This is a genomic window from Nissabacter archeti, from assembly GCF_018257325.1.
Lineage (GTDB): Bacteria > Pseudomonadota > Gammaproteobacteria > Enterobacterales > Enterobacteriaceae > Chimaeribacter > Chimaeribacter arupi.
Window position 1 is genome coordinate 251739 of record NZ_JAERKB010000003.1, and the last position, 12879, is coordinate 264617.

At 55.2% G+C, this 12879-nt stretch carries 14 protein-coding genes; 1 reads left to right on the forward strand and 13 read right to left on the reverse strand.

Annotated features, from left to right (window positions below; translation table 11 throughout):
• Positions 1-78 precede the first annotated feature (78 nt).
• Positions 79-282 carry a twin-arginine translocase subunit TatE gene (tatE, locus tag JK232_RS05600; RefSeq protein ID WP_072926348.1) on the forward strand — a complete coding sequence of 68 codons (204 nt, stop codon included), beginning with the start codon at positions 79-81 and terminating at the stop codon, positions 280-282.
• Between the two features lie 144 nt (positions 283-426).
• Here the strand turns inward: tatE and lipA are convergent, their stop codons facing one another.
• The 13 genes from lipA to lptE all read right to left on the reverse strand — a co-directional run bounded on the left by lipA (position 427) and on the right by lptE (position 12874).
• Positions 427-1392: a lipoyl synthase gene (gene lipA / locus JK232_RS05605; protein ID WP_072926346.1), complete on the reverse strand. Its 966-nt coding sequence runs from the start codon at positions 1390-1392 to the stop codon at positions 427-429.
• Positions 1393-1727: 335 nt separating this feature from the next.
• Entirely contained in the window at positions 1728-2687 is a 960-nt protein-coding gene (locus tag JK232_RS05610) for a YbeF family transcriptional regulator (protein ID WP_212588923.1), read from the reverse strand.
• Positions 2688-2869: 182 nt separating this feature from the next.
• Positions 2870-3538 carry a lipoyl(octanoyl) transferase LipB gene (lipB, locus tag JK232_RS05615; RefSeq protein ID WP_072926342.1) on the reverse strand — a complete coding sequence of 223 codons (669 nt, stop codon included), beginning with the start codon at positions 3536-3538 and terminating at the stop codon, positions 2870-2872.
• A gap of 84 nt (positions 3539-3622) precedes the next feature.
• Positions 3623-3886: a DUF493 family protein YbeD gene (gene ybeD, locus JK232_RS05620; protein ID WP_072926340.1), complete on the reverse strand. Its 264-nt coding sequence runs from the start codon at positions 3884-3886 to the stop codon at positions 3623-3625.
• A gap of 104 nt (positions 3887-3990) precedes the next feature.
• The gene (gene dacA, locus JK232_RS05625) at positions 3991-5202 is read right to left on the reverse strand and encodes a D-alanyl-D-alanine carboxypeptidase DacA (protein ID WP_072926338.1); all 1212 of its coding nucleotides are present in this window, start codon (positions 5200-5202) and stop codon (positions 3991-3993) included.
• Positions 5203-5376: 174 nt separating this feature from the next.
• Complete coding sequence (rlpA, locus tag JK232_RS05630) at positions 5377-6468, reverse strand: endolytic peptidoglycan transglycosylase RlpA (RefSeq protein ID WP_072926336.1); 1092 nt, start codon at positions 6466-6468, stop codon at positions 5377-5379.
• A gap of 11 nt (positions 6469-6479) precedes the next feature.
• On the reverse strand, positions 6480-7592 hold the full coding sequence (mrdB, locus tag JK232_RS05635) for a peptidoglycan glycosyltransferase MrdB (RefSeq protein WP_072926335.1): 1113 nt from the start codon (positions 7590-7592) through the stop codon (positions 6480-6482).
• An 8-nt stretch (positions 7593-7600) separates the two neighbouring features.
• Positions 7601-9505, reverse strand: a complete 1905-nt coding sequence (mrdA, locus tag JK232_RS05640) for a peptidoglycan DD-transpeptidase MrdA (protein WP_072926333.1) — start codon at positions 9503-9505, stop codon at positions 7601-7603.
• Between the two features lie 41 nt (positions 9506-9546).
• Entirely contained in the window at positions 9547-10017 is a 471-nt protein-coding gene (gene rlmH / locus JK232_RS05645; RefSeq protein WP_072926332.1) for a 23S rRNA (pseudouridine(1915)-N(3))-methyltransferase RlmH, read from the reverse strand.
• 3 nt (positions 10018-10020) lie between these two features.
• A complete protein-coding gene (rsfS, locus tag JK232_RS05650) occupies positions 10021-10338 on the reverse strand; it encodes a ribosome silencing factor (protein ID WP_072926330.1) in 318 nt (105 codons plus the stop codon).
• Positions 10339-10548: 210 nt separating this feature from the next.
• On the reverse strand, positions 10549-11220 hold the full coding sequence (nadD, locus tag JK232_RS05655; protein WP_101827864.1) for a nicotinate-nucleotide adenylyltransferase: 672 nt from the start codon (positions 11218-11220) through the stop codon (positions 10549-10551).
• Positions 11221-11249: 29 nt separating this feature from the next.
• Complete coding sequence (gene holA / locus JK232_RS05660; protein WP_072926326.1) at positions 11250-12275, reverse strand: DNA polymerase III subunit delta; 1026 nt, start codon at positions 12273-12275, stop codon at positions 11250-11252.
• On the reverse strand, positions 12272-12874 hold the full coding sequence (gene lptE, locus JK232_RS05665) for an LPS assembly lipoprotein LptE (RefSeq protein ID WP_072926325.1): 603 nt from the start codon (positions 12872-12874) through the stop codon (positions 12272-12274). Before lptE ends, holA begins: the two co-directional genes overlap by 4 nt.
• Between the last annotated feature and the right edge of the window lie 5 nt (positions 12875-12879).

The window sequence follows — 12879 nt, forward strand, 5'->3', positions numbered from 1 at the left end:
CGCCCGGAATAACAGTAAATGAGCCATCGCTGTTTTCTGCTGATTCATGCAGCATGTTAGATAAACGAGAAGGTGTGTATGGAAGGTATCAGTATTACGAAATTGTTGGTGGTGGGCGTTCTTATTGTGCTGCTGTTCGGCACCAGTAAACTGCGTACTTTGGGTGGCGATTTAGGTGCCGCGCTGAAAGGCTTCAAAAAAGCCATGAGCGATGATACTGCGCCGGCGAAAGCCACGGCTGAAGAGAGTGCCACCGCACCGCGTGTAGAAAACAAAGACTGACGTTTCCGCGCCGGGCGTTTAACGGCAGCCACCCGGTGGCAAAAGGTAACGAATAAAAAACGGATGCTCGTGAGAACATCCGTTTTTAGTGTGTCCAGCCAGGATTAAGTAACAAAATGTGTCACTTTTCAGCGGGCAGGCGCGTTACTTCACTTCCAGGCCTTTTGCCTGCAGGTCAGCATGGTAAGACGAGCGAACAAACGGCCCGCACGCAGCATGGGTAAAGCCCATTGCCAGTGCTTCTTCTTTCATCTCATCAAATTCTGCCGGGCTGACATAACGCTGAACCGGTAAATGGTGGCGGCTGGGTTGCAGGTACTGACCAAGCGTCAACATGGTGACGCCATGACGGCGTAAATCGCGCATCACTTCAATAATCTCTGCATTGGTTTCACCCAGGCCAACCATCAGCCCCGATTTGGTCGGGATCTCAGGATGAAGCGCTTTAAACTGCTCCAGCAGCTTAAGCGACCACTCATAGTTGGCGCCCGGACGAACCTGGCGGTAAACACGCGGCACGTTTTCCAGGTTATGGTTGAACACATCCGGTGGGGTAGCATTCAGGATCTCAAGTGCGCGATCCATCCGGCCGCGGAAATCCGGCACCAGTGTCTCAATTTTAATGGTGGGGTTTTTCTCACGGATGGCGCTGATGCAGTCTGCAAAGTGCTGGGCACCGCCATCACGCAGGTCATCGCGGTCAACCGAGGTAATCACCACATAACGCAAGCCCATATCGGCAATGGTTTGCGCCAGTTTGGCCGGTTCGTTGGCATCCGGCGTCAGTGGGCGGCCGTGGGCCACGTCACAGAACGGGCAGCGGCGGGTACAGATGGCACCCAGGATCATAAACGTCGCTGTGCCGTGGTTAAAGCACTCGGACAGGTTCGGGCAGGAGGCTTCCTCACACACCGAATGCAGGCCATTTTTACGCATGGCCGCCTTGATACCCTGTATCCGGCTGGAATCCGCAGGAAGTTTGATTTTCATCCACTCGGGTTTGCGCAACAGCTCCTGGCGTTCGGTGACCACTGTTTTCACCGGAATCAGGGCCATCTTGTCCGCATCGCGGTATTTCACACCGCGTTCCATCTGAATTGGTTTACTCATAGTCGTGCAGGTTCCAGTTTTGACGCTTTCCGGGCAGGAAGGCCAGTGAATTCAACGAACTACATGATTATTCAAATAAATTTGAAAATTATCTCAAAATTATATCATCTTTACCGGTACGCATTCAGCCCTTGAATCGATTTTGATGCGCGGCGGTGAGTGATTTTTGAGCATTTCAGAAGGGGTTCAAGCAAGAAAGGTCAGCGTAAAACATAAATTATGAAGAATAAACAATGGGATAGCGCTGTGGGCAGAGTGCGGAATTGTGTTGTAAAAATGTTATTTATTCGTGCTTTGTTAATGATGCCCACAGCATCGGCAGCGTGAAAACCCGCTTAAAGTGTGGCTTCTGATGGAGGTTCGAGGTAGGTGATGTTGTCCCCACTGAAGGTTGTGATAATGGTGTTGATCAGCTGCATCAGGGTCTTGTCTTTTTTTGAGGCCCGGTTGTAGTAAAGGTAAATATCCAGGTCACCAAAGGAAAAATCACTTTGGATTTTTTTGATCGGATAAGCGCGTTTATAGATTTCGTACAGGCTTTCAGGAACAAAGCCAATCAGCTCACTGCCGGCCACGATATTCAGAATATTCAGGGCGCTATAGGTAGTAAAAGCAAAGTTCCGGTTGAATTCATTCATATCCAGAGATTGTTTTTTTTGCCTGAGTAAAAGGTCATTAATCTCTATAAAGGTAAATTTCTCATCAACGGCATTTTCTAATGATAAATAGTCCGTAATGCGGGGGTGATGGCGGTGACAAACGCAGACAATTTTTTCTGCAAAGACTTTAACGCCAACGATAGATTTACTATATATCGCTTTGGCATCAATCACGATATCCGCATTAAATTGATTTAACGCATCATAATTATCAGGAATGTCCTGGTGTTTTAACACATAGTTGGGGTTGACCCTGATAAGTTCCTGATAAATACGCGGCAGCACTTCACAGCCGATATGCGGCCGGCAACTGACCGTGATAAAGCGCGTTTTGTGGATGTCCTGGCTGAAGTCCAGCCCGGTGATGATGGCACCCAGGCCCTCACTGATGTGGTTATGCAGGTTCCTGGCGTAGGCCGTAGGGGTGATCCCTTTGCCGGAGCGAATAAACAGCGGGTCAGGGAAGGTATTCCGCAGTTTCTGGATCGACTGGCTGATAGACGAAGGCGTGAGATTTAACGCTTTGGCGGCATTAACAATTCCTTTATGCAAGTAAACCGCCTCAAATACTGTTAACAAGTTGAGGTCGATGTTTCTTAATTTATTTAAACTTGCCGATATATTATTTTCATCCATAAAATTATCTCGCTATTGGTTGTTAAGTGCTGTTTGGCATAACCGGCGGCATTCCTTGCAGGCGCCCCGTAAGCACGCTCACGGGGGTTAACTATAACTTAATTTAGTATAAAGTAGCGATTTAATTCGTAATCTGACTTTTATATTGATGGGAATTATATAAAGAGTCTTTATATTGATATTTAAAGATAATTTATTGCATCCCACGCCTGGTGTTCAAGGGCGTCATAGCCGGTGAGCCGGGCAAAGGTTTCCAGCAATACCGGTTGCACATCCGCAACGGTAACGCCGGGGCGTAAGGCGCTAAGCTGAGTCATTTGCATCCCGGCATAGCCACACGGATTAATACGCAGGAATGGCGCAAGATCCATCGCAATATTTAATGCCAGCCCATGAAAAGAGCACCCTTTACGGATACGCAGGCCCAGCGAACAGATTTTTTGTTCACCCACATACACACCAGGCGCATCCGGGCGGGCATGGGCCGGAACATCGAAATGCGCCAGGGTCTGAACCACGGTTTCTTCAATAGCGGTCACCAGCTGGCGCACGCCCATTTTATTGCGCTTGATGTCCAGCAGCACATACATCACCTGCTGGCCCGGCCCGTGGTAGGTGACCTGGCCCCCACGATCGCTTTGGATAACCGGGATATCGCCCGGCATCAGCACATGTTCTGCTTTACCGGCCTGACCTTGTGTAAAGACCGGGTGATGCTCCACCAGCCAGATCTCATCCGCGCTTTCGCCGGTACGGCGGTCAGTAAACGTGTGCATGGCCTCGGAGACCAACAGGTAGGGTTGCAGGCCAAGCTGCCGTACGATCAGGTTATTGTGTTGCAAATCAGTCATCACAAAGTAAAGAAATTATTGCAGTAGTATAACCAGCGGCCTGCACACCTGCCAGCCATGCTGATTCCCTTCGATGGCAGGGTGTTACAACACCATCCGGACAATCTCAATATTGCCCAGCTCTTCATACAGCGTTTCCACCTGGTCAATGTGGGTGGCGGTAATGGTGATAGACACGGAGTGGTAGTTGCCTTTGCTGCTCGGTTTCACCTGCGGTGAATAGTCGCCCGGAGCATGGCGTTGCACCACTTCAATCACCTGGTCAACCAGCTCGGGCTGCGCCAGGCCCATCACTTTATAGGTGAATGAGCAGGGGAATTCGAGCAGTTCGTTCAGTTTGGTTTTCATGTGTGCTCCAGAAAAAACGGAAGGGAGTAGAAAGTATAACTCCCGCCGCGGCGGGAGTTAACGAGTGATTATGATATGGGGGCAGAATGCCCGCTTGCAAGGCCTTAGCCGAACCAGTGATGGAACATCAGTTTGATGTAATCGATCAGGCGGCCGACAAACCCGCCTTCTTTCACTTCATTCAGAACCACCAGCGGGCGCTGGTCAATGGTTTTGCCATCAAGCTGGAAATTGATGCTGCCGACAACCTGGTTTTTCGTCAGCGGCGCATGGATTTCCGGGGTCGTCAGCACATAGCTGGCTTTCAGATCTTTCATGCGGCCACGCGGGATGGTCAGGAACACATCTTTATCCACGCCCAGTTCAACGCGATCGGCATCACCGAACCAGACCGGTTCAGAAGCAAACTCTTTGCCGGCTTTCAATGGCGAAACGGTTTCAAAGAAGCGGAAGCCCCAGGTCAGTAATTTCTTGCTTTCGGTTTCGCGGCCTTTATACGTGTGGCCCCCGAGCACGGCAGAAATCAGGCGCATCTGGCCTTCGGTCGCCGAGGCCACCAGGTTGTAACCCGCGGCTTCGGTATGGCCGGTTTTGATGCCGTCCACATTCAGGCTGGTATCCCACAGCAGGCCGTTACGGTTAACCTGGCGGATCTTGTTAAAGGTGAACTCTTTTTCGTGATAGGTCGCGTACTCGTCCGGCACGTCACGGATCAGCGCCTGGCCAATCAATGCCATGTCACGTGCGGAGCTGAACTGGCCGTCAGCATCCAGGCCGTGGACGGTCTTGAACTGGGTATTTTGCAGGCCGAGGGCTTTCACGTAGTTGTTCATCAGGCCGACGAAGGCGTCCTGGCTGCCGGCGACGTAATCCGCCATTGCCACACAGGCGTCATTGCCGGACTGCAGAATAATGCCGCGGTTCAGTTCGGAAACCGGTACGCGATCGCCCGGTTTCAGGAACATCAGGGACGAGCCTTTGAATTCCGGGTTTCCGGTTGCCCAGGCATCTTTCCCGATGGTGACCACATCAGTCGGCGTGATTTTGCCTGCCTTGATCGCCTGCCCGATGACGTAACTGGTCATCATTTTGGTCAGGCTGGCCGGGTTGCGGCGGGCATCAGCATTCATCTCTGCCAGCACTTTCCCGGAGTTGTAGTCGATCAGGACATACGCTTCCGCATCAATCTGCGGCACGCCAGGGATCATTGTTTTGAGATTAACGTCATCGGCGTTGGCGACAGAAGAGAGGCCAAATGCCAGGACGGTGCCGAGAGTAAAGCTCTTCAGTAAGCGCGAGGTAGTTACAGGTTTCATGATCGGGACTACAACATCCGTGAAAGTAAGTTAAAAAACGTGCCACACTATAGCAGATGCAAGATCGCCCGGCATCAGCCAATCAAGAGGGTAACCGGCGTTTACATAGATTTACCTTATAGATAAGGCATGCTGTCTCTATAACAAACACCGGGTTGGCAGCCTGAAAAGGCGTTACTCCCCTGCGGGCAAGGCGGTAATAAAGGATTGTTGCTGCGCTTCGCTCATCAGGCGTTGCTGGATCTCACCCGCCTGCTGGCGGCTGCTGAAGGGCCCGAGCTGAACGCGGTAAACCCCGCTGCCGGCGCTCACTTTCCCCGGCACGCCAAAGCGCCGGCTCAGTGTTTGCTGGAAGCTCTGCGCCCTGGCGGCATCACTCAGGGCACCCACCTGCACCATATAGCCGCCACCCTGGGCCGCAGGGGCAGAGGAAACCGGAGGTGCCGCCACCACGGCGGCCGGTGCACTGACCGCCGCCACTACCGGGACAGCCGGTTCATCACTCTCCAGGACACCTTGCGGCACCGGCGTCGGGGCATTCAGGAACCCGCCGCGGGCATTGCCCGGTTCAGCCATGCTGCCGTCACTGAGTGCGCTGTTATCAATCGCACGGACCGGCGCACTGACCGGGGCACTTTCGCCTTGCACCGGAGTGCCGAGGCCGCTGGTACCGAGGTCAGGGCGCGTCGGCAGCGCATAGCTCTGCTTGGCGATGGTGGTCCCGAGGGTACCCGGCCCGGAAAGGGTGCCGTCCTGCGCGACGTTGATGAAGTCTACTTTTACTTTGGTATTGTTGGAAATGTTCAGGCGTTCAGCGGCGGCCGTGGAGAGGTCGATAATCCGCCCCGGCTGGAAGGGGCCGCGATCGTTGATGCGGACCACAATACGCCGCCCGTTGCTGAGGTTGGTCACCCGCACATAGCTGGGGATCGGCAGGGTAGGGTGGGCCGCGCTCAGTGCATTGGGATCAAACGTCTCGCCCATGGCCGTGGTATTGGTGTTTGTTTCGGCCCCATAGGTGCTGGCCAGCCCGGTCTGGCTGAAGTTTTCCGGATTGCGCTCAATGGTGTAGGTTTTGCCGTTAACGCTGTAATCCTGATTCGCCGTGGCGCTGTAAGGTTCATACTGCGGCTCCACGCCGCCAATCTCTTCGACCGGGCCGGAGTAGGCCGGCTGCGGTTGCGGTGCCTGTTGTTGTGGTGTTTCCAGTGTACAGGCGCTCAACAACGCCCCCATGATGCCAACCCACAGCCACTGTTTACGCATTGCTCACCCTCTTATAAATTTTTAGACAACATTTTGCGATGAGTATGTATCGACATCACGATACCAAACCCGGCCATCAGAACGATTAATGCCGATCCACCATAGCTGACCAGCGGCAGCGGCACGCCCACCACCGGCAGGATACCACTCACCATGCCGATGTTGACGAACACATACACAAACAGGATCAGCATCAGCCCGCCGGCCATGACCCGGCCAAAGGTGGTTTGCGCTTTCGCGGCGATCACCAGCCCGCGCATGATCAGGCAGAGGTAGAGCGCAAGCAGGATCAGCACGCCCACTAACCCCAGCTCTTCTGCCAATACGGCAAAAATAAAGTCGGTATGGCGCTCCGGCAGGAATTCCAGCTGTGACTGGGTGCCGTGCAGCCAGCCTTTCCCTGACAACCCGCCGGAACCAATGGCGATTTTTGACTGGATAATGTGATACCCGGCCCCAAGCGGATCGGATTCCGGGTCAAGCAGCATCATGACGCGGTCGCGCTGGTAGTCATGCATCAGGAAGAACCAGAGCACCGGGATAAAGGCCGCCAGCAGCAGGGCTGCCACGCCAATCAGTTTCCAGCTCATACCGGACAGGAACAGCACAAACAGCCCGGACGCAGCAATCAGGATAGACGTACCGAGATCCGGCTGGGCGGCCACCAGCAGCGTCGGCAGGAAAATCAGTACCAGCGCAATGCCGGTATTTTTCAGCGAAGGCGGGCAGACGTCACGGTTGATAAAGCGCGCCACCATCAGCGGCACGGCAATTTTAGCGATTTCAGAGGGCTGGAAGCGTACCACCCCCAGATCCAGCCAGCGCTGCGCGCCTTTACTGATCTGGCCGAAGGCATCCACCATCACCAGCAGGATCACACAGACAACGTAGAGGTAGGGCGCCCAGCTTTCATACACCCGCGGCGGGATCTGCGCCATCACCAGCATGATGATCAGGCCCATCGCGATCTGGCCGATTTTGCGCTCCATCATGCCCATGTCCTGGCCGCTGGCGCTCCAGATCACGAACGCGCTGTAGGCCAGCAGCGCCATGATCACCAGCAGCAGCGGCATATCGATGTGGAGCTTCGCCCACCAGGAGCCTTTTTGTTGGCTTTCAGTCATGGTTTACCTTATTCACCTTCAGTGCCGGGCGGCAGGGGGGCAGCCACCGGCAACTCTGTATTGTTGTCACCCAGCAGGATGTGGTCGAGGATCTGGCGGGTAATCGTACCCACTGCCGGGCCTGCGCCGCCGTTCTCCAGGATGACGATCACCGCCACCGTGGGTTTGTCATACGGGGCAAACGCGGTCATCAGTTTGTGGTCGCGCAGCCGTTCGGCGATTTTATGGGCGTTATAGGTTTCGTTTTCGCGCAGGCCAAAGACCTGGGCCGTACCGGATTTGGCGGCCGCCTTGTACGGGGCATCAGCAAAGCTTTTGCGCGCGGTGCCGTTTGCCCGGTTGGCTACGCCGTACATCCCGTCTTTGGCGATTTCCCAATAGCCGGAGTGAATATCGCCGATATGGCCGTTCTCTTCCTGCACATACGGCACCTGCTTGCCCTCTACCTGGGTGCTGTGCAGCAGGTGCGGGGTTTTGATTGCGCCGTCGTTAATCAGGATCATCATCGCCTTGATCATCTGAACGGGGGTGGCCGTCCAGTAACCCTGGCCGATGCCGACCGGAATGGTGTCACCCTGATACCAGGGTTTTTTGAAGCGCTTGAACTTCCATTCGCGGTTCGGCATGTTGCCTGCCCGCTCCTCGGAAAGGTCAATCCCGCTGTAGTGGCCGTAACCAAATTTGGTCATCCATTCTGACAGGCGGTCAATGCCCATGTCATAAGCGACCTGGTAGAAGAAGGTATCCGCGGACTCTTCCAGTGAACGGGTCACGTTCAGGCGGCCGTGGCCCCATTTTTTCCAGTCACGGAAGCGCTTTTCTGAGCCGGGGAGTTGCCACCAGCCGGGGTCAAACAGGCTGGTATTACGGGTAATCACCCCGGCCGTCAGGGCCGATACCGCAATATAGGGTTTAACCGTGGAGGCCGGCGGGTAAACACCCTGGGTCGCGCGGTTAATCAGCGGTTTGTTCGGATCTTCCAGCAAATTTTTGTAATCCTTGCTGGAAATGCCGTCCACAAACAGGTTGGGATCGTAACTGGGGTTAGACACCAGCGCCAGGATGCCGCCGTCACGCGGGTCAGTCACCACCACGGCGGCGCGGCTGCCGGTCAACAGTTTCTCGATGTACATCTGCAGGCTCAGGTCCAGCGTCAGGTAAATATCTTTACCGGCCTGGGGCGCCTGCTCATGTAACTGACGGATTACACGCCCACGGTTATTGACCTCAACCTCTTCATAGCCGGTTTTGCCGTGCAGCACATCTTCGTAATAGCGTTCAATGCCGAGTTTGCCGATGTCATGCGTGGCCGCATAGTTGGGCAATATCCCGGCCTTATCCAGCCGTTCGACGTCACGATCGTTGATTTTCGACACGTAGCCGATGACATGGGTCAGGGCAGAACTGTAGGGATAGTAACGGCGCTGGTAACCTTTGACTTCCACACCGGGAAAACGGAACTGGTTAACCGCAAAGCGCGCCACCTGCACTTCGGTCAGGGCAGGTTTAACGGCAATGGAGGTAAAGCGGCGTGAGCGCTTGCGCTCTTTCTGGAAGTTCGCAATGTCCTCATCCGTCAGGTCAACCACTGGGCGCAACTGTTCCAGCACCGCCGTCAGGTTATCTACTTTTTCCGGCACCAGCTCCAGCTGATAAATGGTGCGGTTAAGCGCCAGCGGTGTGCCGTTCCGGTCATAGATAATGCCGCGGCTGGGCGCAATCGGCACCAGCTTGATACGGTTTTCATTGGATCGGGTACGGTAATCTTCAAACCGCATGATTTGCAGATTATAGAGGTTGGCGACCAGAATGCCGCTGAGGAGCAGAATGCCTGCGAATGCCACCAATGCGCGGCGGACAAACAGGGCTGATTCAGCCGAATAGTCGCGAAAAGGGTTACGGTCTATTTTCATCCCACTACTTATGGTTCATTCTGCTGACATTCACCGACCGTTTATTCGCGGTGGTAAGGATGATTGGTGGTGATACTCCAGGCACGATAGAGGCTTTCAGCAACCAGTACCCTGACCAGCGGGTGCGGCAACGTCAACGGCGAGAGCGACCAGCTCTGCTCCGCTGCCGCCTTGCAGGCGGGTGCCAGCCCCTCCGGGCCACCAATCAGCAGGCTGACATCACGGCCATCCTGCTTCCAGCGCTCCAGCTGTTGCGCCAGGTGCGGCGTTTCCCACGGGGTGCCGGGAATATCCAGCGTCACCACGCGGTTACCTTTGCCGACCGCGGCCAGCATCAGCTCGCCTTCTTTTTCCAGAATGCGTTTGATATCCGCATTTTTCCCGCGCTTTCCCGCCGGGATCTCTACCAGTTCAAACGGCATATCTTTTGGAAAACGGCGCAGGTAATCCATGAATCCGGTCTGCACCCAGTCCGGCATTTTTGTGCCGACCGCCACCAGTTGCAGCTTCACCGCTTAACTCCAGAGCTTTTCGAGTTCGTAGAGCGTGCGGCTCTCTTCCTGCATGACATGGACAATGATTTCGCCCAGGTCAACCACGACCCAGTCAGCATCGGTGATGCCTTTCACGCCCAGCGTATGCAGGCCGATCGCCTTAACTTCTTCAACCACGTGGCCGGCAATCGACATCACATGGCGGCTTGAGGTACCGGTGCAGATGATCATGCAGTCAGTGATGCTGGATTTGCCGGTGACATCCAGGGCGATAATGTCCTGACCTTTCAAATCATCAATTTTATCAATAACAAATTCTTGGAGCGCTTTACCTTGCAAAGGTTCCCCCTCGGGTATGGTTGGTTTGGGACAGGGTTCACATCGTGGCAACCTGAAGGCCGCGATCGACAGTGTTACCCCATGCCGTAACAGGTTTTCTGGCCGGGTGTCAGTTAGCGAAAAATATTTCTGGAATCAACAGCTTGGTTAAAAAGACATGCTGGCTGAGCGGACACCCGAAATTAAGCGGCGCAGTATAACATGGGTGTTCTACTCGCGATATAAACCCTGTGAATCGATATAGTGTTGTACGGCCGGCGGCAGCAGGTGGTCACAATCCTGCCCGGCGTGCCGCCGTTTACGGATTTCCGTCGCGGAGACATTCACCAGCGGTGTATCCGCCAGATAAATAAACCCTGCCGGTTTTTCGCTCAACCGCCCGGCGCAGGAGACCGCATGTTCTTCAAACCAGGCCTGAAGTTGCGGGGTATCCAGTTGCTGCCGATAACCGGGCCGGGCACAAACCAGCAGGTGACACACCGCCAGCAACGATTCCCAGCGATGCCACTTATAAAGGTTGAGTAATGAATCCTGGCCAATGATAAACGCCAATGATGCCTTTGCGCCACGTTCTTTACGCAACGTTTCAAGTGTCTCAATCGTGTAGGAGGGCGTTTCCCGCTGGAGTTCGCGGTCATCGACCCGGAAAAGCGGGTGGTCTGCAATCGCCAGCTTGACCATCTCCAGCCGCTGTTGCGCCGTGGCCTCCGGCTGGGGACGGTGGGGCGGCACATTATTGGGCAGTAACGTCACACTGCTTAGCCCAACCTGTTGCGCCAGCGCCTCGACCGGTTTCAGGTGCCCATAATGCACAGGATCAAAGGTGCCGCCGAAAAAGGCATCGACGGTAGCAAGGTGACGCGCAGTGAATGTATCAGGCATGAGAAACCCGTCTCCAGGCGAAAGGGTAATCAATAAAAGATAGCAGGCAGGGCTTTACCGCACAGCAGCAATGACAGGCTTTCCAGTTCCGGCCAGACAGACTGACCATAATCCTGCTTCAGCGTCAGTTCAGCCCGCGTCAGCAATTGAACCGCCTGGTGAAGCTGGGGCAGGGAGAGGCGTTGCAACGCCTGCGTCAGCAAAGGCCGGCGGTTTTGCCAGACTTTGTGCTGGTCAAACAGCGCACGCAGCGGTTGTGAGGTGCCGGCCCGTTTCAGGGTCAGCAGCAATAACAATTCCCGTTGCACCGTCCGCAACAGGATCACCGGTTCGCTCTCTTCCAGCCGCAATTGGTGCAAAATATGCAGCGCACGTTTGCTTTTGCCTGCCAGCAGCGCATCCAGCCAGTGGTAGGGCGTAAAGTGGGCGGCATCATTGACGGCCTGCTCTACCCGCGGCAGCGTCAGTTTACCGTCTGGAAACAGCAGTGACAGCCGTTCGAGGGCCTGGGCCAGCGCCAGCAAATTGCCTTCATAGCAGTAACAGAGCAGCTGATTGGCCGGTTCATCCAGCGTCAGTTTCAACGATGCCGCACGTTGCGCCACCCAACGCGGCAATTGCGCCTGCTCCGGGGTCTGGCAGGTCACCCAGACGCCTTCCCGGCTCAGTGCCTTGAACCAGGCGGCGTTCTCTTGCCCCTTGGTCAGACGCTGGGCGCGCAGGATCAACAAAATATCCGGGTGCAGCAAGCCGGTCAGTTTCAGCAATTGCTCACTGATGGCGGCATTCGGGCCATTATCCGGCAGAACCAGCATCAGCGTCTGGCGGCTGGCAAACAGACTCAGCGCCTGGCATACACTGAAGATGGCATCCCATTCGGTGTGGTTGTCCAGCGTAAAGCTGTAATGCTCGCTGAAGCCCGCCTGCTGGGCAGCTGCACGGATATGATCCTGGCTCTCCTGAAGCAGCAAGGGATCATTCCCGCATAATAAATAACAAGCGCGCAGCCCCTCACGGAGCTGCGCGGCAAGTTGTTCAGGATAGAGCCGGATCATTGTGCGCTGACGCTGGCCGGCAGGGCAGTGCCGGTGGTGGCCGGCGGCGGGGTACTTTCCGCGCCGTCATCACTCAGGCTGACCTGCGGCTTCTTGCTTTCTTCTGACGCGTGAACCGCCAGCAGCTTGCGTACCAGCTGTTGTGCAGCCTGCTCGCGCATCTCCTGCAAAATAATGTCCTGCTCGGCATCTTTGGCCAACGCCGTCAGCGGGTTGTCAAAGAAGGAACGGAACACTTTTGCCTGCACCGGGTAGAGATCATGCCCCGGCAGCAACACCTGGGCATTTACCACCATCACCAGCTGATATTCCGCGGTTTTGCCGTCCTGGAAGATCGAGACAGTGTCCTGCCCCTGGGTCGCGCTGACAATGCGCAGCGACGGCAGATCCTTACGGGCTGACTTCTCCACAACGCTCACGTTGTTCAGGCGTAACTGCTGCCGAACTGCCCGCGTCAGCGGGCCGTAAGGATCGTAGCTGTCCAGCATCATGGTTTTCAGTTCTTCCGGCACCTGGGTGGTGCCGCGAAGGTGAAAGCCGCATCCCGAGGTCACCATCACGGCGACCCCCAGCAGCAGCATCATCAAACGATGTCGCACAACGC